Raw genomic sequence first — 18,574 nt, 5'->3', positions numbered from 1 at the left:
TTTGGCGTGCGGTCAGCCCTGCTCGACGACGTTGGCATCGCCGGCATTGCTGATCTTCGGTGTGCCCGAATGGTAGGTCACCTTGTTGTTGAAGCCGGAGGCGTCGATGGTGTCGACGGCGTCGACGGTGATCGAGTTTTGGACGCCGGACACGGTGAGGCTCGCGCAGTGGCCGGTGATCACGACGGTGTTGGAAACCCCGCTGACGCTGACGATGCTGTCGTTGCAGGCGATCGTCCGGTTCTCGTTGATGCCGGAGATGCTGAGCTGGCCACCCGCCGGCGGGGCGGCGGACGTCGATGGTGCCGAGGTTCGGGTCCTGCTCGTCGACGGCGGCGACTTGGTCGGGTTGTTCGACGGCGAGGTGAACGGTACGGAGATGGTCGGCGGCGACGTGATGATCGACCGGACCCCGGAAAGCTGGTGTGCGGCGAAGGCCGCGATGCCGCCGGCGAGGGCCAGCATGCCGATGACGATGACGGTGCCCAGGATCCACCACACGCGGTTGCCCGACGGCGGTTTGGGCGGGGGACCGGAAAACGGGCCGCCGCCGTAGGTCCACTGGCCCGGTGGCGGGGGGACCGGGGGGCCGGGCGCGTAGGCCTGGCCGCCGGGTTGTGGGTCTCCCACTTCCGACGTGCGCGCCGCGTCGGCCAGCGGCCGCTCGAGTTCGCGGATCCGCTCTTCCGGGTCTTCGTGTGGATTCATGGCATGAGAATGCCATTCGTTCGGGGATTTTCGGCTCGTTCGGTAGTTTCGGCATCGTGCCCGACTTGCCGAACCGCCAGATCGTGTTGCGTCGTCGCCCCACCGGGTTGGTCCAGCCCGGGGACACCGAACTGGTGACGGCACAGGCGCCCCAGCCCGCCGAGGGCGAGGCCCTGCTCCGGACCACCTACGTCGGGCTCGACGCCGCGGTGCGAACCTGGCTGAACGACCAGCCGGGCTACCTTCCGCCGGTGCAGCTGGGCGAGGTCATCCGCGCGGCCGGCATCGGCGAAGTCGTGGAATCGCGCTGCCCCGCGTATGCCGTCGGCGATGTCGTCACCACGCTGACGGGCTTCCAGGAGTACGTGCTCGTCCGCGACGACGTGTTCAGCACACCCATCCCCGGCGGGGCCGCGGTCGACCAGCTGGCCGTCATGTCGGTGTACGGCCCGACGGGGGCCACCGCCTACATCGGGATGATGGACATCGGCCGGCCCCAGCCGGGGGAGACCGTGGTGGTGTCGGCGGCCGCGGGCGCCACCGGGTCGGTGGCCGGGCAGATCGCCAAGATTGCCGGCGCCCGCGTCGTGGGCATCGCCGGCGGCCCGGAAAAGTGCCGGGCGGTGGTCGAGGACTTCGGATTCGACGCGTGCATCGACTACAAGAACGACGACCTGCCGGCCGCGCTCAAGGAGCATTGCCCCCGCCGCGTCAACGTCTACTTCGACAACGTCGGCGGGCCGATCCTCGACGCGGTGCTGGGCCGGCTGGCCACCAAGGCGCGGGTGGTGCTCTGCGGCGTCATCTCCAGCTACCTGAGCGGCGAGCATCCCGGCCCGGCCAACTACGTCAACCTGCTGTCCAAGACCGCGCTGATGCAGGGATTCAACGCGCTCGACGACTGGGGGCGCTTCGACGAAGCCTTCGCCGCGCTGCGTCAGTGGGAGCACGAGGGCCGAATCAGGCACCGCCAGACCGTGTTTGAGGGCATCGAATCGTGCGTCGATGCCCTCAACGGCCTATTCACCGGGGCCAACATCGGCAAGATGCTGGTCAAGCTCAGCGAACCGGCGTCCGGTTAGTCATGGCGCCCCGTCCTTTGAAAACCGCATGAAGCGGGATGCGCGGGACCCCGGTGCGTGGTTTCATAACACCGTTTGCGAAAGTTGCCGAGGGGCATCCCGAGTCAGAGGTTCGACTTTGAGCGATTGGTGGTTGTAGATGGATCGTCGCAGCATGTTGTTGACGACAGGGCTCGGCATGCTGGGGGCTGCGATGTGCATGCCGGAGGCCTGGGCCGCGCCGTCGGCACCGGAGGCGCCGGCGCCGGCCGCGGGTGGGCCCTACATTTTCGCCGACGAGTTCGACGGCCCGGCGGGCTCGGGCCCGGACCCGGGCAAGTGGACGGTGCAGACCTGGCAGGACGACGTGTTCCCGCCGGTCGAGGGGATCTACCGCGACGACCGGCGAAACGTCTTCCAGGACGGCAATTCCAACCTCGTGCTGCGCGCCACCCAGGAAATGGGCACCTACTACAGCGGAAAGCTGCGCGGCAACTTCCGCAGCATGATCAACCAGACCTGGGAAGCGCGGATCAAGCTGGACTGCTTGTTCCCCGGCCTCTGGGCCGCGTTCTGGGGTGTCAACGAGGATCCGATGCCCGACGGCGAGGTCGACGTCTTCGAGTGGTACGGCAACGGCCAGTGGGCCCCGGGCACCACGGTCCACGCGGCCTCCAACGGAAAAACCTGGGAGGGCAAGTCCATTCCCGGTCTGGTCGACGGCGCCTGGCACACCTGGCGAATGCATTGGGGCGAAGACGGATTCCAATTCTCGCGCGACGGGGGCGCGCCGTACTTCACGGTTCCGCCGAAGCCCATCCACGTCTACGGCGGTCCGCCGGAGGACAAGCGGTGGCCGTTCAACAACCCCGGCTACTGGATGACTCCCATGTTCACGCTTGCCGTCGGCGGTGTCGGCGCCGGTGATCCGGCCGCGGGCACCTTCCCGGCGTCCATGCTGATCGACTACATCCGCATCTGGTAGCCCGTCAGCGCTCGGCCTTGAGCACCTGCACCAGGTTGAACTGCCAGCGTTCGACCAGCCGGAAGCCCAGGTCGCGCGGCACCGCGAACGCCGGCGTGGCGCCGTAGCGGGGGCCGGGCGGAAGCGCCGCGCCCCGCTCGTGGGCCGGCTGCGACCCGTCGGCCTGGGTGATGATCCACACCACCGCGCAGTGACTCAGCGGCGCCGCAACCACTTCGGGTATGAGGTTGGTGTCGAAGACCTCGTTGCGGTCGGTCGCCCGTTGCCACAGGGTGAGGTCGACCAGCTTCCGGTAGGCGTCGGGACGCGCCGCCAGCAGCGGGCGCATCGGGGCTGGCATGAACGTCACCGTGTCGTTGACCAACAGGCAATCGCCCGGCGCGGCCTTCGCGGTGATCAGGTCCGCCACCTGACTGTAGTCCATGCCGTATTTCGCGTACGGGTTACGCTGCGCCCGAACATAATTCGGTGCCGCGGCGACGGCGAACAGAACCAGGATCCCCGTCGCCACCCACGGCCTGACCGCCAACGCACCGACGCAGACGCCCAGCGTCAGCGCCATGGCCGGCGCCGTGAAGGACAGATAACGCGGCGTGTAGATTGGGTGCACCGCGGCCGACCAGATCACGATCAGCGCCGTCGGTATCAGCAGCCAGGCGACCGCCAGGGTGAGCAGTTGCCGAGACGGCTCCGTCAGCTTCGCGGATCCATTGAGCCACAAGGTAATTGCCGCTGCCACCGCCAATGCCGACAACATCGCGAACGGCGGGCTTCGTTCGAAGTACTGCTGGATCGTCACGTCCTCGATGGTCCGGTGCCCGATCGGGGCGATCCATTTGATCTGCTGAACCTGACCGACGACCTTTAGGAAGAACGGCACTAGCGCACACACGGCCAGGCCCGAGGCGACGGCGAAGTGGACCAGCACGGCTCGACCGCGGCGCAAGGCGCACACAAAAACGATGTGCGCCAACAACAACAGCACCAGGTACATCTCGAGCAGGATCGAGGCCGCCAGGGCGATCCCGTAACCCAGCCAGACCCAGGCGTTGTCGCGGCGCGCGGCGACGACGAGCAGCACGGCCAGCCACACCGCCGCCAGCATCGACAGGGCATACGGGCGCGCTTCGATGCCCGCCCACGTCGAGCGGGGGAGGATTCCGCAGAAGACACCCGCTGCCACGGCGACCGTGCGCGACGAGAACTGCTTACCCAACACCACCAGGCCGGCCGCGGCGCCCCCGACCGCCAGACCGCTCGGCGCGCGGGACCAGAACTCGGTGGGCGGGAAGATCTGGAACCAGCCGTGCATGAGCAGGTAGTACAGCCCGTGCACGGCGTCGACGTTGCCCAGCATCCGCCACAGCTGAGCCAGGGACCGACTGTAGGAGGCCGAGATCGTCGCGGCCTCGTCGTACCAGAAGGACGGACGGCCGGCGCCGGCCAGACTGACTGCGGCGGCCAGGATTCCGACGATCAGCGGGTCGAGCGCAGCACGGTTGGGCCGTGACTCGCTGAGCACACCGCCATGTTGCCAGAAGCGGACCCGACGCCCTCCGCAACCGACCCATTCGAACGTATGATCGATCAATGGGGCAGCTCGCGTCGATCGGGTACAACGGCCAGCCGGTCCGCAGCCCGTTTCGGGTGGTGCGTCCGCCGCTCGCGGTGCTGGTCGACCTGACCGTGCTGTTCCCGCGCGAGCCGCATCGCTCGGGCCGCTATCAACCCAACGGCCTGCAACTGCACAAGGTCGTGGAGGGCCGGCTGACCTGTTGGGGGCTCTGCGAGCAGGGCGACTGGTGGGGGCTGGTGACCTATCCGATCGCGTACGGGTCCAAGCAGAAAACGGTGACGCACTGGGTGCCGGCCTGGACGCTGCGGCGAAAGGGTAACCGCTGAACGTGCTTGCGCTTCACGCCAATGCGATGATTGCTGCCCATGGCAGACGACTGGGGTTCGGTGCTGGCCAAGCTCATTCCGCTGGGGCTGGTCATCGCGCTCTCGCCGATCACGGTCATTCCCGCGGTCCTCGTCCTGCACGCGCCCCGGCCGCGGCCGTCGGGCCTCGCCTTCCTCGGTGGCTGGGTCCTTGGGCTGGTCGCGCTCACCGCCGTGTTCGTCGGGGCCTCCGGCCTGCTCGGCGGCTTTCACCAGGCGCCGCCCACGTGGGCGTCCTGGCTGCGCGTGGTGCTGGGGCTGGCGCTGGTCGTGTTCGGCGTCTACAGCTGGCGGACCCGGGATCGCCACACCACGTCCCCGGCCTGGATGCGTTCGTTCGCCAAACTGACTCCCGTGCGGGCGGGGGTCACCGGGGCCGTGCTGGTGGCGATCAGGCCCGAGGTGCTGATCATGTGCCTGGCCGCCGGAGTGGCCGTCGGCACCGGCGGGCTGAGCGTCGTCAACGGGGTCATATGCGCCGCGCTTTTCGTCGGCGTGTCCGCGTCGACGGTCGCGCTGCCGGTGTTCGCCTACCTGGAGCTCGGCCACCGCCTCGACGGACCGCTGGAACGGCTCAAAGTCTGGATGGAAGAAAACCACGGCGCAATGATGGCGGTCATTCTGGTCGTGATCGGTTTGATGGTCCTCCACAACGGAATTCGCGGTCTGTAGCAGCGCCGCACGATAGATTGCTGCCCATGGCGGAAAGTTGGGGAACCGTTCTCAGCGGGCTCATCGGGCTGGGGCTGGTCGTTGCGCTCTCACCGATCACGGTGATCCCGGCGGTGCTGGTGTTGCAGGCGCCGAGGCCGAGACCCAGCGGCCTCGCCTTCCTCGGCGGCTGGGTGCTGGCCCTGGCCGCGGTGACGGCGCTGTCCGTCGGGGCGTCCGGCCTGCTCGGCGGCCTGGACAAGGCGCCGCCGAGATGGGCGTCGTGGCTGCGCGTGGTCCTGGGATCGGCCCTCATCCTGTACGGCATCTACCAGTGGCTCACCCGGCGTCGGCACACCGAGTCGCCGGCCTGGATGCGGTCGTTCGCCACCATCACCCCCACGCGCGCCGCGATAACCGGGGCGGCGCTGGTGGTGATACGACCCGACGTGCTGCTCATTTGCGTCCCGGCCGGCCTGGCGATCGGCGGCAGCGGACTGGAAATCGCGGGCGTCTGGATCGCCGGGGTGATCTTCCTGGCCGTCGCCGCGTCGACGGTGGCGGTCCCGATACTGGCCTACGCGGCCGCCGGGCACCGGCTCGACGATGCGCTGGCCCGGCTCAAAGACTGGATGGACAGGAACACTGCCGCGCTGATGGCGGCGGTCCTCGTGGTGATCGGATTGCTGGTGCTCTACCACGGCATCGACGCCCTGGATCATCGATAGCCGCCGTCGGACAGGCCGGCCTCCTCCTCGAGCCTGTTGGTCTTGCCAAAGACCTTGTCGCGCAGGACTTCCCAGAGGTAGGACGTGATCATGCCGGCGTGGCCCTTGGCGGCCCACTGCTGGGAGTGCAGCTCCTCGTGGTGCAGCACCCGGTCCAGCGCGAGGGCGCTCTCGAAGGGCCTGCCGTTGCGGTCGGTGTACCAGGCGTGCCCCGACTCGACGATCTGGCGCAGCCGATGGTCGGCGCCGACGGAGTCGTCGACGTTGACCATGAAGATGTCGCCCCAGGCGGTGCCGCCCTCGCGGGTGAAAGACCTCTGGATCCGGTTGCCGCCCAGGCCCATGAGGATGCCGTTGGGCGTGCTGACCAGGCGCGCACCGGTGCGGTTGACGAGGCCGACGTCCTGGTCGTAACTCCAGCGGTTTGCCTTCTGCCGGTTGATGATCCGCCGCACCTCGGCGGCGGAGTAGGGCGTCTCGGGGAAGTCCGTGGGCTGCTTGCCCGCCTCGCCGTAGCCGGTGCCCGCGTTGAGGATGTAGGTCATCAGCGCCGCCGCGCGCGCGTCGTCCCCGCTGGCGCCGCGCGCGATCAGGAAGTAGGACTTGCCGTCCGGATCGTTGATCTCGGCGAATCGCCCGAGGATCGTGAAGCTCTCCGGGGTGATGCCGTGTTGCTCGGCGATCTCCGCGACGACTTCGGCAGGCACGCCCCGACGTTCCGCGTTTTGCAGCCACTTGGTGTGATAGCCGCGGGCGCCGGACGACGTGAAAACGACCACCCGCACATTGTGCGGTGATGGCGTCGAGCACGGACCGGAAGTTGACCCGAGTCGTGACAGCCTCGTGACGTCACCATTTGGAAACGGCGCGGTGCGGCGCGGCTCGCGTTCAATGTTGGCTGCCGACAATTGACCCGGTCGTCGGAAAACGACTTGCTTGCGGACATATCTGAGCGTGTATGAAGGAGTCGACGCTGATGGCGGAGCGGTTCAACATCAAAGTAGTTGCCGGCGCTGGGTTGTGCGGAGCCGCGATAGCGTTGAGCCCGGACGCGGTGGCCGCCCCGCTGATAACCGGCGGTCACGCGTGCAACGTGCAGCAGGCGGGCGACGTGCCGGCAGCCGTCGGGGGACCGGCGGGCGGAGCGGCTGGCGCGGGCGGACCGGTGCTGGCGGCCGGCGGACCAGCCGAAGTGTGCGCTCCACTCACCAACATGTCGGGTGTTCCGCTCGTTGTGCCGGGGCCCGTCGGCGCTCCCGTGGTTGCGCCGGTGCCGGCGGGTGTCCCGCTGGCCGTGCCCGGGCCGCTTCCCCTGGGCGCTCCCGTCGGCGCCCCGCTGCCCGTCGCGCCGGTGGTGCCTGCCGGCGCTCCGCTGATCGCGCTCGGCGGTGCGCCGATCGAGGGCGTGCCGGCCGCCCCGATCATCGACATGTCGGGGGTCAAGGACGCGCCGACCGGCCCGGCGCCGACCGGCGGGCCGGTGTCCGGTCAGCCGCTTCCGCCCGGTCCCGCGCACTGAGGCCGATCCTCTTCCCGTTGAATGGGCCCGCCGGGGCAGCCCCGGCGGGCCCATTCACTTGCGGGTGACCATCGAAAGGGCTGCCCAACAACGGTTTTCGATACCCGGGATGCGAAGGCCTGCTAACGCGGCACTATGCGAGGAGTTTCGACGCTGTTCTCCTGCACGATCACGGGGTCGCCGACGTTGACTGTGTTGTAGTACCACTCGGCGTCCTCGGGGCTCAGGCTGATGCACCCGTGGCTGACATTCTCGAGCCCGAGGGAGTTGACGGCCCACGGAGCCGAATGCACGAACAGGCCGCGGTTGGTGATGCGGACGGCATAGTCCACCGGTAGCCGGTAGCCGTCGGGGTCGTCGACGGGGATGCCGACGCTGCTCGAATCCATAACGACCGAGCGCTCTTTGGACAAGACGGTGTAGGTGCCGACGGGGGTCTCATATTCGGGCCTACCCATCGAGGCCGGCATCACCCCCGGTTCTCCGAAGTGGGGTCGGTGGTGCGGCGCCGGCAGCGAAGGCGGCGGTCCCGCCTCGACCCCGTCGACGGTGACGGTGAACGTGTGGTCCGCGATGCTGGCCACACCGACGACCGCAGGACCCGTTTTCATTTCCGTGGACATGCCGCCCACCGAGAGCGCGACCGTGCTGTGGGCGGGCCAGAATCGGTCGGGAACCCACTGCACAACCTTGTTGTCGAGCCATTCGAACTTGCCGGTCATGGCGGGCGAGGATTTGATCGCGATGGTGCCCTCGGCCGCGTGCCGGTCGGCGACGGGCGCACGGAACGTCACCACCACGGGGTGCGCGACGCCGACGACCTCGCCGCGCGCGGGAAGAACCGAGGCGATCGTACGTTGCGGCTGGCTCGCCGACGCCATGCTGACGCCGGGTGGCCCCGCGGCGACGCTCGCGGCGACCCCGACGACGGCAACAACACACCGAACAACCGCCCGCATGGCTCCGATTCCTTCTAACTGACAGAGTTGCAATAGTGATGGTAGGGGTGCCCCGAGCAGTGGAAGCGCAAGGGCGCGTTAGCAATTGATCAAGCCTTCGTCACGATTCGGCTACGGCGGGCCCGACGAGGAGTTCGGGATCGCTGCGCCGCCGGCGCGCTGGGCTGCGGGAGCCGGGTGCGGCTACGTCGGCCCGAAGCCGAATGCAAATATAAGGCCCCTTGTAGAAACTCGTATGACCTCATCACAAAGTGCGACACTGAATCTCAAGTGGCGACAAAACGGCGGCCATTGAGGAGTTCAGGAAGGAGGCGCCGTGAACAGGACACTAACGGGCGTGTTGGCGGCGGCAGCCATAGCACTGGCGCCCCTCTGTATTCCACCGGCACAAGCGCACGCCGACGATCCCTGTGCCGGCATTACCGATCCCGCTGCCCACCAGGCTTGCATCGACGCAGCTTCGCGCGATGATCCCGAGCACAGGTACGAGGGCGAGTGCCAGTCGAGCCCCGATTATGGGCAGTTGGGCCAGGTTTGTCGGAACCTCTGGGTCCGAAAGTCCGTGCCCCACCGTGAGTCGGCGACTCTGTAACGGCGAGAGGGGCTGACAGGGTCATCGCCGGCGCGGATATGCTGCTGGGCTAACGCCGCGTGAATGTTCCACGATTCCCAATGTGAGCAACGGCGTGGCCGCATACGCTCTCAATCGGCGAATCGGGCCACGTCGCCGAACACGAAAGTCACCGAAGGGACAACAAGTGGTGCGCGAGAATCGCTCGTCGGGCAAATGCCAGGCCGCGCGGACCCGCATGCCTGGCGTCGAGACCGTCGACTCCGGGCTTTGACGGGGTAGGCGTGGACTTCTGGGCTCCTCCCGAGATCACCTCGGCGCTGATTCATTCAGGGCCGGGGCCCGGGTCGTTGCTCACGGCTGCCAACGCCTGGCGCCAGCTGGCGATCGAGCTGGGACAGACCGCCGCTGCCTACGCCTCCACCGTCGCGGGCATCTCCTGGGAGGGACCGTCGGCGACGGCGATGACCCTGTCCACCCTTCCCTACATCGCCTGGCTGAACACCACCGCGGGACAGGCCGCACAGATGTCGATGGCGGCTGACACCATGGCCAGCTCGTTCGCCGCCACCCAGGCGGCGGTGGTGCACCCCAGTGTGGTCGCCGCCAACCGCGCGCAGCTGGCTCATCTGATCGCGACGAACTACTTCGGCCTGAACTTCCCCGCCATCGCCGCCACCGAGGCCCAGTACACGCAGATGTGGGAAGACAACGCCACCGCCATGCTGGGCTATCACGCCACCAGCCTGCAAACCATGGCGATGCCGACGTTTACCGCCCCATCCCCGATGACCACTCCGACCGCCCCTGTGACTCAACAGCCCGTAGTGGGCGCGTTGGCAGCCGCCGATCCGGCGGCATCGGCCACCAGTTTCTTCGCCGATCCGTTCGTTCAGACCGTCAATGCCGATCTGTTCCAAATAATCGCCAGCGGTGTCTTCAACCCGCAGTCGTTTGCAGCCTTGTTCATGAGTGGCCACGATTACATGCCCGGTCAATACCCGGATGTCCTGGCGCCTACTCCTCGCAACCTCGCTATCGCGTACAACGTCACCGGTCCCGAGGCCGTGGGCGGGGCTCCCAATTTCTTTGCCCCACCCGCCGCCACCACCAGCGCGGTGCAAGCTTCCGTCACCGCTTCTCTGGGCCGGGGAATGTACGTCGGCAACCTTGTGGTCCCGCCGTCGGCGGTCACCTCCCCGATCCAGCTGGCTGCCCAAGAGGCGCCGATGATGGCAACAACGGCCGAGGGCGCTCCACTGGTCCCGATGTTTGTCCCACCGATGCCACCGGGGGCGCGGAAGGCCCAGCGGGACAAGCCCAACGAAAAGGGCTATGGACCGCCGATCTTCGGCACCATCATGCGGCGGCCTCCGTCGGGCGGATGAGACGAAGGCCCGCCATGGCCGGCGAACCCGCAATCGTCTTGGGATTGTCCAAGATTCGCACTGGCGCCTTCGCCTCGTCCCAGTTCCGGCAGGCGTGAGCCCAGCTCAGAAGTGGAGCCGATGACGGTGGAGCCGATGACGGGAATCGAACCCGCGTATTCAGCTTGGGAAGCTGATGTTCTGCCATTGAACTACATCGGCGCTTTTGCCCCGAAAGGCTAGCATCCGCCGCAAGCGCTCGTCGGGCGCTCTGGGGTGTCGCCCACCGATCTTATGCACGATGGCCGGCGCCCAGGTCGAACGTCGCGACCGATCCGAATCCCCGCCGGTGGTTATAAGAGCCGTCCGCCGATTCTTAAATACGCGATATTTATTATTTCGTGATTAGCCCGTAATGTGCTCTGGATGGGTCGGCACGAATTAGCCAGGAAGCGGCGGAATCCGTCTGTGGTGCTGGCTGCGGTGCTTGCTCCCGCCGCGGTGTTCTTCGCGACGGCGGGCGACGTCCGACCATTACCCACCGCCGACCACGCCAAGCCCGTTATCGCCGACGTCGCGCCGTGCTGCATAGAAATTGTGGCGGCCCCATCGAATACGACCCGTAGGGCCGCCGGTTTCGTCGACGGTCAGTTGGCAGCGTCGAGGTACCACACGCGATCCCGATTCTTGGAGGCCGGGGTCGCGCCGGAGCAGGGCCTCCAGGTCCGGACGATCCTGACCGCGCGCAGCATCAGTGCGACGTTCCCCCAGATTCACGAAATCGGCGGCGTCCGACCGGATCCGCTGCCCTGGCATCCCCTTGGTCTGGCGCTCGACGTGATGATTCCCGACCCCGGCTCCGCGCAGGGCATCGCGCTGGGAAACGCGATCGTCGCGTATGTCATGCAGAACGCGGCGCGATTCGGGATACAGGACGCGATCTGGCGCGGTGTCTACTACACGCCCAACGGTGCGCAATCGTCCAGGGTCGGCCACTATGACCACGTCCACGTCACGACCACCGGCGGCGGATACCCCACGGGCAGGGAGATGTACCTCGCCGACTGAAGCCGGGACGGCTCGTCCCCGGGCAACGGATACGCTCGTCGGGTGCTGCTCTCCGATCGCGACCTCAGGGCCGAAATCACCGCCGGCCGGGTGGGCATCGATCCGTTCGACGACGCCCTCGTGCAGCCGTCCAGCATCGATGTCCGCCTCGACTGCATGTTCCGGGTGTTCAACAACACCCGCTACACCCACATCGACCCCGCCAAGCAGCAGGACGAGCTGACCAGCCTGGTGCAACCCATCGAGGGAGAACCGTTCGTGTTGCACCCGGGCGAGTTCGTGCTCGGGTCGACGCTCGAGCTGTTCACCCTGCCCGACGACCTCGCGGGCCGGCTGGAGGGCAAATCGTCGCTGGGCCGGCTGGGGTTGCTGACGCACTCGACGGCCGGCTTCATCGATCCCGGCTTCAGCGGCCACATCACACTCGAGCTGTCCAACGTCGCCAACCTGCCCATCACCCTGTGGCCGGGCATGAAGATCGGGCAGCTGTGCATCCTGCGCTTGACCAGCCCGGCCGAACATCCTTACGGCAGTTCGCGCGTCGGCTCGAAGTACCAGGGCCAGCGGGGGCCGACGCCGTCGCGGTCCTATCAGAACTTCATACGATCTACATAGCTTCGGCGGGGTTCCCTCGCCGCCGTTCTGCGAGATACTTAGCTTGTCGTGGTTTTTCCTCCGCCCCGACCATGGCTTGGCCGCCAATACCTTTGGAGGGGTTGTCTTGGATATCGTGCTCGGCGTTTCGATGGCACCGGCATCGATTCAGATGGTTCTTCTGGAAGGTGAAAACGCCGACGGCGCCACGGTGGAAGAGGACGAGTTCGACGTCACTGCCGCCGGCGACCCGCCCACCATCAGCGCGACCGATCGCGTGATCGCCGCCATCCTGGGCACCCGCGAGGGCGCCGCCGATGCCGGCCTCAAGCTGTCGTCGATCGGGGTGACTTGGACGGATCAAGCCGAAGCGGCGGCCCTGCGCGACGCGCTTGCCGCCCACAGGCTCGAGAACGTGATGCTGGTCTCGACGTTTCTCGCCGCGACGGCGCTGGGCCAATTCGTCGGTGGGGCAATGGGTTACGAGCGCACGGGCGTGCTGTTCGTCGAGCCAGAGGCCGCGACGCTCGCCGTTGTCGAGACCTCCGACGGTTCCATCGTCGATCTCTACCGGGAACAGATCTTCGCGGAGTCCTATGACGAGGCGACCGCGCAACTGAGCCGGATGATCTCCGGGCTGGACCAACTCGAATGGGGGCCGAACGGTCTCTTCCTGGTCGGCTCGGGAGTCGACATCGCCCCGATCAAGCCGGCGCTGGAATGGGCGACCTCGCTTGCCGTGAACGCACCGGAGGAGCCGGGCACGGCGCTGGCTCGCGGGGCGGCGCTGGCGGCGGCGAACGCGCCGACGTTCGCCTCGTCGACCGCTGCGCTCGCCTACGCCCAGGACCCCGGCACCGGCGCCGTCGGCGCCGACGCGCTGCCCGAGTACCTCAGCGCCTCAGGCCTTTCCGGCGGTGACGACGACGTGGCCTACAGCGCTGTCCCGGACGAGGACGCCGATGCCCCGACCGTCGTCATCGAAGCGTCCGGCCTAGCCGACCTGGAGAACCAGCCCCGGCGCCGGCCTGTGCTGCTGGTCGGCAGCGGGATGGCCGTGGTCGCCATCAGCGCGGTGGTGGCGCTGGAGATTGCGCTGGCGATCGGCATTCGCACGACGGTCGCTTTGCAGCCCAGTCCCAATCAAAGCCTCATCGTCCCGACACAGCAGGCCCCCGCGCCCCCGCCCGTGGAGGCGGCCGCGCCCAAGCCGACGATCAGCGAACCGGCACCCGTGGCGGCGCCCATGCCGTTGAAGCCGCAGTTGGCGGCGCCCCCGCCCGCGGCCCCACCTCCTCCGCCTCCCGCGGCCCCGGCTCCCGCGGCTCCGGTGGTGCCGGTGCCCGTCGTGGTTCCTCCGCTGGTGGTTCCCCCGCCACCGATCCACGTGGCGGCTCCCGACCCGGTTGTCAGGCCGCCGGTGATCGAGTTCCCCCCGCGGCTGTCGCCGCCGGTGATCCAGTTCCCGCCGCGGGTCTCGCCGCCGGTGGTGAACCAGCCGCCGCCGCTGGTCCAGCCGCCGGTGCGCGTCCCGCAGCCTCCGACGCCACCGAAAGTGGGTGGCACTGTTCCGCAGTCGCCGCCGCTAGTCCAGCCGCCGCCGCGGCTGTCGCCGCCGGTGGTGAACCAGCCGCCGGTGCGCGTCCCGCAGCCTCCGACGCCACCGAAAGTGGGTGGCACTGTTCCGCAGTCGCCGCCGCTCCAGATTCCCCCGGTGCAGGGCCCATCGCCCAAGCCGACCGGTCCGGGCGGCGTTGGCCCCGGTCCCTTCGGGGGCGGCGGGCCCCTCGGCGGGGGCGGGCACGGCGGCGGTCCCTTTGGCGGCGGCGGTCCCTTCGGCGGCGGAGGTCCCTTGGGCGGCGGCGCCCCCGCTGGTCCCGGACCCTTCGGCGGGGGCGGGCACGGCGGCGGACCCTTCGGCGGGGGCGGGCACGGCGGCGGGCCGTTCGGCGGCAGCGGGCCGCTCGGTGGCGGCCACGGAGGCTTCGGCGGGGGCGGACGCAAGTAAAGCCACGGCGAGGGGCGCTCACTACCCCGGGGCCGCGCGGGTAGGCTGGAAATACGGGCTGGTCAAGAAGCCGTGCCGCCCGTTTGCCAGAATTCCATAAAGCGCAGCTAATCCCGGATTCTAGGGCCTCGCGGTGCTGTGGCAACAAATCCGTGGTTAATGCACAGAAATGAGTGATGTCCGCGGGCGGGCGGGCAGCACAGCAAACGACCAAGGGGGATCTTCAAGCGGTGGTGGGCGTCGTGCTCGGCGTGTCGATGGCGCCGACGAAGGTCCGCATGGTGCTGGTCGAGGGTGAGAGCGCCGACGGGGCCGCCGTCGACCAGGACGACTTCGACGTCGCCGACGATTCGCCGCGCACCGCGCCCACCCAGGTCGTCTCGGCCATCCTGGGTACCCGCGAGGGCGCCGAGGAGGGCGGTTACCAACTTCTCTCGACCGGAGTGACCTGGACCAATCACGTCGAGGCGGCGTTGCTCCGGGACGCGCTGATCGCGCACAAGATCGAGAACGTCATGCTGGTCTCGGCCTTCATGGCCGCGGCCGCGCTGGCACAGGCCGTCGGCGACGCCACAAATTATGCGAACACGGCGCTGCTCTTCGTGGAGCCGTACACCGCCACGTTGGCCTTGGTCGACACCGCCGACGGATCGGTCTCCGACGTGCATCGCAGGGTTCTTCCCGACGACGAAGACGAGGCCGTTGCCGAACTCGTCAAGATGGTCTCCCGCGCCGAATCGCTGGAGACGCGGCCGGATGGCGTGGTCGTCGTCGGGTCTGGCGTCGATATCCCGCTCATCAAGCCGGCGCTGGAGGCCGCAACCTCGCTCGCGCTGTCCGTACCCGACGAGCCGGAGACGGCCCTGGCTCGCGGCGCGGCGCTGGCATCGGCGAACGCCCCGCTGTTCGCGTCGTCCACGGCCGCACTGGCCTACGCGCTGGATCCCGGCACCGGCGAGGTCGACCCGCTGGCGCTGACCGCACAGTCGCCGGGGTTACTGCCCGGATATCTGCCCGAGTCGCGGGGCGTTCCGGAGTCCACCGCCGATACCAAGGCGGGCGAGCCCAACGTCGCCTACAGCGCGATACCGGACGAGGATGTCGAGGCCGGCACCGTCATCGGCCTGGACGAGGCCGGGCAGCGGCGCCGGTCTCTCCTACTGGTCGGCAGCGCGCTCGCGGTGGTATTCATCAGTGCGGTGGTGGCGCTGGAGATTGCGCTGGCGATCAGCATCCGCCCGACGGTCGCGTTGCGCCCCAGCCCCGCCGAAAACATCGTCGTCCCAACGCAACCCGCGCCGCCGCCGCCGCAGGCTTCTGTTCCCGCGCAGCCGAAGATCCAGGCGCCCGCCCCGGTGGCGGTGCCTCATCCCATAGCTCCGCCGGCCGCGGCTCCGGTTCCCGCAGCTCCGCCGATCCCGCCGCCCGTGCTCGTTCCCGTTCCCGTTCCGCGCGTTCCCGTCATCGGGCCCCCGGCGCCGCGCGGGCCCTTCGGCGGTGGCCCCGCCCCCCGCGGCCCCTTCGGTGGCGGGCATGGTCCGTTCGGGCGCGGGCCGTTCGGTGGGGGCCATGGTCCTTTCGGTGGGGGCCATGGTCCCTTCGGGGGTGGGCATGGCTTCGGGGGCGGGCACGGCTTCGGTGGCGGGCACGGATTCGGCGGCTTTGGGCACCGGTAGCCTCGCGCGTCAGGTGCGGTGAATCGGACGCGCCGAGCTAGGGTGGTGGGGACCACACGCCAAACCAGTTGGGGGGCTTGGAGAAAGCGGTGGACATCGTAGTTGGTGTATCCATGGCAGCGGAGACGGTCCGCATGGTGCTCATCGAGGGCGCCGGCGCCGGCGGGGTGACAGTCGATCAGGACGACTTCGACGTCAGCGGCCGCCCGCAGGCCAACGCCGCGGTGGATCGGGCGGTCGCCGCCATCGTCGGAACCCGGGAAAGCGCGGTCGAAGGCGGGCACCACGTGCTCTCCAGCGGAGTTGCCTGGACCGATCAGGCCGAGGCGGCGGCACTCCGGGATGCATTGGCGGAACGCAAGATTGAGAACGTCATGCTGGTCTCGGCGTTCATGGCCGCGGCGGCCCTGGCGCAGGCGGTCGGCAGCGCCACCAATTGCGCGCGCACCGCGCTGCTGTTCGTCGAACCGGCCAGCGCGACGCTGGCCGTCGTCGACAGCTCCGACGGGTCGATCATCGACACGCATCGGCGGTCCCTGCCGCCGAACGATGACGCGGCGCTGGAACAACTGACCGCGATGGTTTCGGGTGCCGAATCGATGAAAGCCCGCCCCGACGGGGTGTTCCTCGTCGGTTCCGGCGTCGACCTCCCGTCGATCAAACCGACGCTGGAAGCCGCGACATCGCTTTCGCTGACCGCCCCCGAGGAGCCCGAGATGGCCCTGGCCCGCGGCGCGGCGCTGGCGTCGGCGAATGCCCAGCTGGGAGCGCCGTCCACCGTGGCGATGCCGGACGCGGGCGCCGCGCGCGAGGTCCGCGCCGCTCGGGCCAGGTGGCGCTCCCGCAAGCCGTTGGTGGCGGCAGCCATCGCGGCGGTGATGTTCGTCGGCGGGGCGGTTGCCGTGGCGCTCGACCTGACCTTCAGTGTCCGGCCCCACGTGGAGCAGCGGCCGGACATCAGCAAGAACGTCATCGCGCCGGCGCCGCAGGCGCCGCCCCCGCCGCCCTCGGCGGTCCCGGCACCGGAAACCGCGGCACCCCCGCAGCAGGATCCGTCGGAGCGGCCCAGGGACAAGGCCCACGACTGGCTGCACCGGCACCTGGGCCCGGGCATCCTGGGCCCGTAACGGGTAGCCTCGCCCAAGGCCCCGACGGTTCGAACAAGCGTAAAATCGGCCAATTAGGGGAACCCTGGGGGAGTTCGCGGCGTGCCGCCGCCAATCGTGCGCGCGACGACGACGTCCCCGGGCGTGATCGCTGGCAATGCGACTATGGAGGAGCTTTGGACACCGTACTTGGCGTGTCGATGGCCCCGACGGCAGTCAGGATGGTGCTGGTCGAGGGCGAAAACGGGGACGGCGCCACCGTCGACGAAGACAACTTCGACGTTTTCGCCGGCGATGACACGGCAACTGTGAGCGCCGCCGACCAAGTGGTGTCGGCGATCCTGGGCACCCGCGAGGGCGCCGCCGAGGGCGGCTATCAACTGGCGTCGACCGGGGTCACCTTCACCGACCCCATCGAGGCCGCCGCGCTGCGTGACAAGCTTGCCGCCCACAAGGTCGAGAACGTGATGTTGGTCTCGGCCTTTCTGGCCGCGGCGGCGCTGGCCCAGGCCGTCGGAAACCAAACCAACTACGCGCACACGGCGCTGTTGTACATCGAGCCCAATACAGCCACCCTGGCGGTCGTCGATAGCGCCGACGGGTCGGTCTCCGACGTGCACCGCGAGCCCCTCCCGGACGACGACGACGCCGCGGTGGCCCAGCTGGCCACCATGGTTTCCGCCGCCGAGGGGCTGGAGACCCGCCCGGATGCGGTGTTCGTGGTCGGTTCCGGCATCGACGTCCCGTTGATCAAGCCGGCGCTGGAGGCGGCGACCACGCTGCCGCTGACGGCGCCCGAGGAGCCGGAGACGGCGCTGGCCCGCGGGGCGGCGCTGGCGTCGGCGAGTGCGCCGCTGTTCGTGTCGTCCACCGCGGCGCGTGCCTACGCGCAGGATCACGGCACCGGCGCCATCGACCCGTTCGCCGTCGCCCCGGGCTACTTTGACTTCCCGGCGACAGCGGCCGGCGACGGCCTCGCCTACAGCGCCGTCGGCGACGACTTCGCCGACCCCTTCACCGGCCCGCACACCGCCGCGAGCGGTTTCGTCGATGTCGGCGAGCGCAGGTCGTTCGGCCTGGTGGGGAGCGTTTTGGCGGGAATCTTCATCGTGGGAGTGGCGGCGCTGGTCGTTTCGCTCGCGATCGCCATCCGGCCGACGGCCGGCGTGAAGCCCGTGCCGGGCCAGAACGTCGTCGCTCCCGCCCAGCCGGCACCGGCGGCTCCGGCCGCCCCCGCGCCCGCCCCGGCGGCAGTGCCCGCGCCGGCCCCGGCTCCGGCCCCCGCGGCGCCCGCTCCCCAGGCTCCGGCTCCCGTCGCGGTGCCGCCGGCCCCGGCTCCGCCGCCGGTCGTGGCGCCCGCCCCAGCGCCTGTGCCAGTTCCGGAGGCGCCTGCGCCCATTCCCGCCGCGCCGGCGCCCGCGCCTCCGCCGGTCGCGCCCGTTCCCGTGCCGATTCCGCTGCCGATACCAGGCATCGGCGGCGGCGGTGGTCACGGTGACGGCGGTGATCACGGCGGCGGCTTCCCCGGTGGCGGTGGTCACGGCGGCTTCGGTGGCGGTCATGGTCGCGGTGGGTTCGGGATTCCGGGGATCCCAGGGCTTTAATTCGCGCCCACAGCCACCTGTCATCTCC

The 18,574-nt window shown here is 69.0% G+C and carries 17 protein-coding genes and 1 tRNA gene; 13 read left to right on the top strand and 5 right to left on the bottom strand.

Translation table 11 applies throughout. The features are described 5' to 3' along the window. Positions 1-12: 12 nt before the first annotated feature. The gene (locus AC5Y6X_RS23980) at positions 13-708 is read right to left on the bottom strand and encodes a DUF3060 domain-containing protein (protein ID WP_499989618.1); all 696 of its coding nucleotides are present in this window, start codon (positions 706-708) and stop codon (positions 13-15) included. 56 nt (positions 709-764) lie between these two features. Between AC5Y6X_RS23980 and AC5Y6X_RS23975 the strand changes: the two genes are divergently transcribed. Together AC5Y6X_RS23975 and AC5Y6X_RS23970 are read left to right on the top strand one after the other, a co-directional pair. Further along, entirely contained in the window at positions 765-1,790 is a 1,026-nt protein-coding gene (locus AC5Y6X_RS23975; RefSeq protein WP_499989617.1) for an NADP-dependent oxidoreductase, read from the top strand. Positions 1,791-1,929: 139 nt separating this feature from the next. Continuing rightward, positions 1,930-2,754 (top strand): glycoside hydrolase family 16 protein, encoded by an 825-nt coding sequence (locus AC5Y6X_RS23970; protein WP_324682133.1) that lies wholly within the window; start codon positions 1,930-1,932, stop codon positions 2,752-2,754. A gap of 4 nt (positions 2,755-2,758) precedes the next feature. On the opposite strand, the gene AC5Y6X_RS23965 is transcribed toward AC5Y6X_RS23970, so the two are convergent. After that, positions 2,759-4,276, bottom strand: a complete 1,518-nt coding sequence (locus AC5Y6X_RS23965) for a glycosyltransferase family 39 protein (protein WP_499989616.1) — start codon at positions 4,274-4,276, stop codon at positions 2,759-2,761. 68 nt (positions 4,277-4,344) lie between these two features. Between AC5Y6X_RS23965 and AC5Y6X_RS23960 the strand changes: the two genes are divergently transcribed. Genes AC5Y6X_RS23960 through AC5Y6X_RS23950 form a run of 3 tightly spaced genes read left to right on the top strand, consistent with a single transcriptional unit; the run spans position 4,345 to position 6,074 of the window. Next, the gene (locus tag AC5Y6X_RS23960) at positions 4,345-4,656 is read left to right on the top strand and encodes a hypothetical protein (protein ID WP_499989615.1); all 312 of its coding nucleotides are present in this window, start codon (positions 4,345-4,347) and stop codon (positions 4,654-4,656) included. Between the two features lie 39 nt (positions 4,657-4,695). Beyond that, on the top strand, positions 4,696-5,367 hold the full coding sequence (locus AC5Y6X_RS23955; RefSeq protein WP_499989614.1) for a GAP family protein: 672 nt from the start codon (positions 4,696-4,698) through the stop codon (positions 5,365-5,367). 26 nt (positions 5,368-5,393) lie between these two features. Then, positions 5,394-6,074, top strand: coding sequence for a GAP family protein (locus AC5Y6X_RS23950; RefSeq protein WP_499989613.1), 681 nt, complete (start codon positions 5,394-5,396; stop codon positions 6,072-6,074). Here the strand turns inward: AC5Y6X_RS23950 and AC5Y6X_RS23945 are convergent. Then, positions 6,065-6,853, bottom strand: coding sequence for a hypothetical protein (locus tag AC5Y6X_RS23945; protein WP_499989612.1), 789 nt, complete (start codon positions 6,851-6,853; stop codon positions 6,065-6,067). The two genes, AC5Y6X_RS23950 and AC5Y6X_RS23945, sit on opposite strands and share 10 nt — an antisense overlap. A 179-nt stretch (positions 6,854-7,032) precedes the next feature. Between AC5Y6X_RS23945 and AC5Y6X_RS23940 the strand changes: the two genes are divergently transcribed. Beyond that, positions 7,033-7,593 carry a hypothetical protein gene (locus AC5Y6X_RS23940; protein ID WP_499989611.1) on the top strand — a complete coding sequence of 187 codons (561 nt, stop codon included), beginning with the start codon at positions 7,033-7,035 and terminating at the stop codon, positions 7,591-7,593. Positions 7,594-7,715: 122 nt separating this feature from the next. Here AC5Y6X_RS23940 and AC5Y6X_RS23935 read toward each other — a convergent pair whose 3' ends face one another. Continuing rightward, entirely contained in the window at positions 7,716-8,552 is an 837-nt protein-coding gene (locus AC5Y6X_RS23935) for a L,D-transpeptidase (RefSeq protein WP_499989610.1), read from the bottom strand. An 855-nt stretch (positions 8,553-9,407) separates the two neighbouring features. On the opposite strand from AC5Y6X_RS23935, the gene AC5Y6X_RS23930 reads away from it, so the two are divergent. Beyond that, positions 9,408-10,511, top strand: coding sequence for a PPE family protein (locus tag AC5Y6X_RS23930; protein ID WP_499989609.1), 1,104 nt, complete (start codon positions 9,408-9,410; stop codon positions 10,509-10,511). A gap of 127 nt (positions 10,512-10,638) precedes the next feature. Here the strand turns inward: AC5Y6X_RS23930 and AC5Y6X_RS23925 are convergent. Further along, positions 10,639-10,712, bottom strand: a tRNA-Gly gene (locus AC5Y6X_RS23925). Between the two features lie 204 nt (positions 10,713-10,916). On the opposite strand from AC5Y6X_RS23925, the gene AC5Y6X_RS23920 reads away from it, so the two are divergent. The 6 genes from AC5Y6X_RS23920 (at position 10,917) to AC5Y6X_RS23895 (ending at position 18,546) form a co-directional block, all read left to right on the top strand. After that, positions 10,917-11,558, top strand: coding sequence for a VldE C-terminal domain-containing protein (locus tag AC5Y6X_RS23920; protein ID WP_499989608.1), 642 nt, complete (start codon positions 10,917-10,919; stop codon positions 11,556-11,558). 42 nt (positions 11,559-11,600) lie between these two features. Beyond that, on the top strand, positions 11,601-12,173 hold the full coding sequence (dcd, locus tag AC5Y6X_RS23915) for a dCTP deaminase (RefSeq protein WP_324682116.1): 573 nt from the start codon (positions 11,601-11,603) through the stop codon (positions 12,171-12,173). Positions 12,174-12,324: 151 nt separating this feature from the next. Then, positions 12,325-14,160: a DUF7159 family protein gene (locus tag AC5Y6X_RS23910; protein WP_499989607.1), complete on the top strand. Its 1,836-nt coding sequence runs from the start codon at positions 12,325-12,327 to the stop codon at positions 14,158-14,160. Positions 14,161-14,390: 230 nt separating this feature from the next. Next, complete coding sequence (locus AC5Y6X_RS23905; RefSeq protein WP_499989689.1) at positions 14,391-15,836, top strand: DUF7159 family protein; 1,446 nt, start codon at positions 14,391-14,393, stop codon at positions 15,834-15,836. Between the two features lie 89 nt (positions 15,837-15,925). Next, entirely contained in the window at positions 15,926-16,963 is a 1,038-nt protein-coding gene (locus AC5Y6X_RS23900; protein ID WP_499989606.1) for a DUF7159 family protein, read from the top strand. Positions 16,964-17,118: 155 nt separating this feature from the next. Next, positions 17,119-18,546, top strand: coding sequence for a DUF7159 family protein (locus AC5Y6X_RS23895; RefSeq protein WP_499989605.1), 1,428 nt, complete (start codon positions 17,119-17,121; stop codon positions 18,544-18,546). Positions 18,547-18,574: the final 28 nt, after the last annotated feature.

This window comes from Mycobacterium sp. NGS26, from assembly GCF_059813025.1.
Note: the sequence above shows the minus strand (reverse complement) of the source record. Positions and strands in the feature narration are given on the sequence as shown.

Bases quoted from the DNA above. Each gene is read 5' to 3' on its own strand.
- AC5Y6X_RS23980 (WP_499989618.1), bottom strand. From the start codon at position 708: ATGAATCCACACGAAGACCCGGAAGAGCGGATCCGCGAACTCGAGCGG.
- AC5Y6X_RS23970 (WP_324682133.1), top strand. From the start codon at position 1,930: ATGGATCGTCGCAGCATGTTGTTGACGACAGGGCTCGGCATGCTGGGG.
- AC5Y6X_RS23960 (WP_499989615.1), top strand. From the start codon at position 4,345: ATGGGGCAGCTCGCGTCGATCGGGTACAACGGCCAGCCGGTCCGCAGC.
- AC5Y6X_RS23955 (WP_499989614.1), top strand. From the start codon at position 4,696: ATGGCAGACGACTGGGGTTCGGTGCTGGCCAAGCTCATTCCGCTGGGG.
- AC5Y6X_RS23950 (WP_499989613.1), top strand. From the start codon at position 5,394: ATGGCGGAAAGTTGGGGAACCGTTCTCAGCGGGCTCATCGGGCTGGGG.
- AC5Y6X_RS23940 (WP_499989611.1), top strand. From the start codon at position 7,033: ATGAAGGAGTCGACGCTGATGGCGGAGCGGTTCAACATCAAAGTAGTT.
- AC5Y6X_RS23935 (WP_499989610.1), bottom strand. From the start codon at position 8,552: ATGCGGGCGGTTGTTCGGTGTGTTGTTGCCGTCGTCGGGGTCGCCGCG.
- AC5Y6X_RS23920 (WP_499989608.1), top strand. From the start codon at position 10,917: ATGGGTCGGCACGAATTAGCCAGGAAGCGGCGGAATCCGTCTGTGGTG.
- AC5Y6X_RS23910 (WP_499989607.1), top strand. From the start codon at position 12,325: ATGGTTCTTCTGGAAGGTGAAAACGCCGACGGCGCCACGGTGGAAGAG.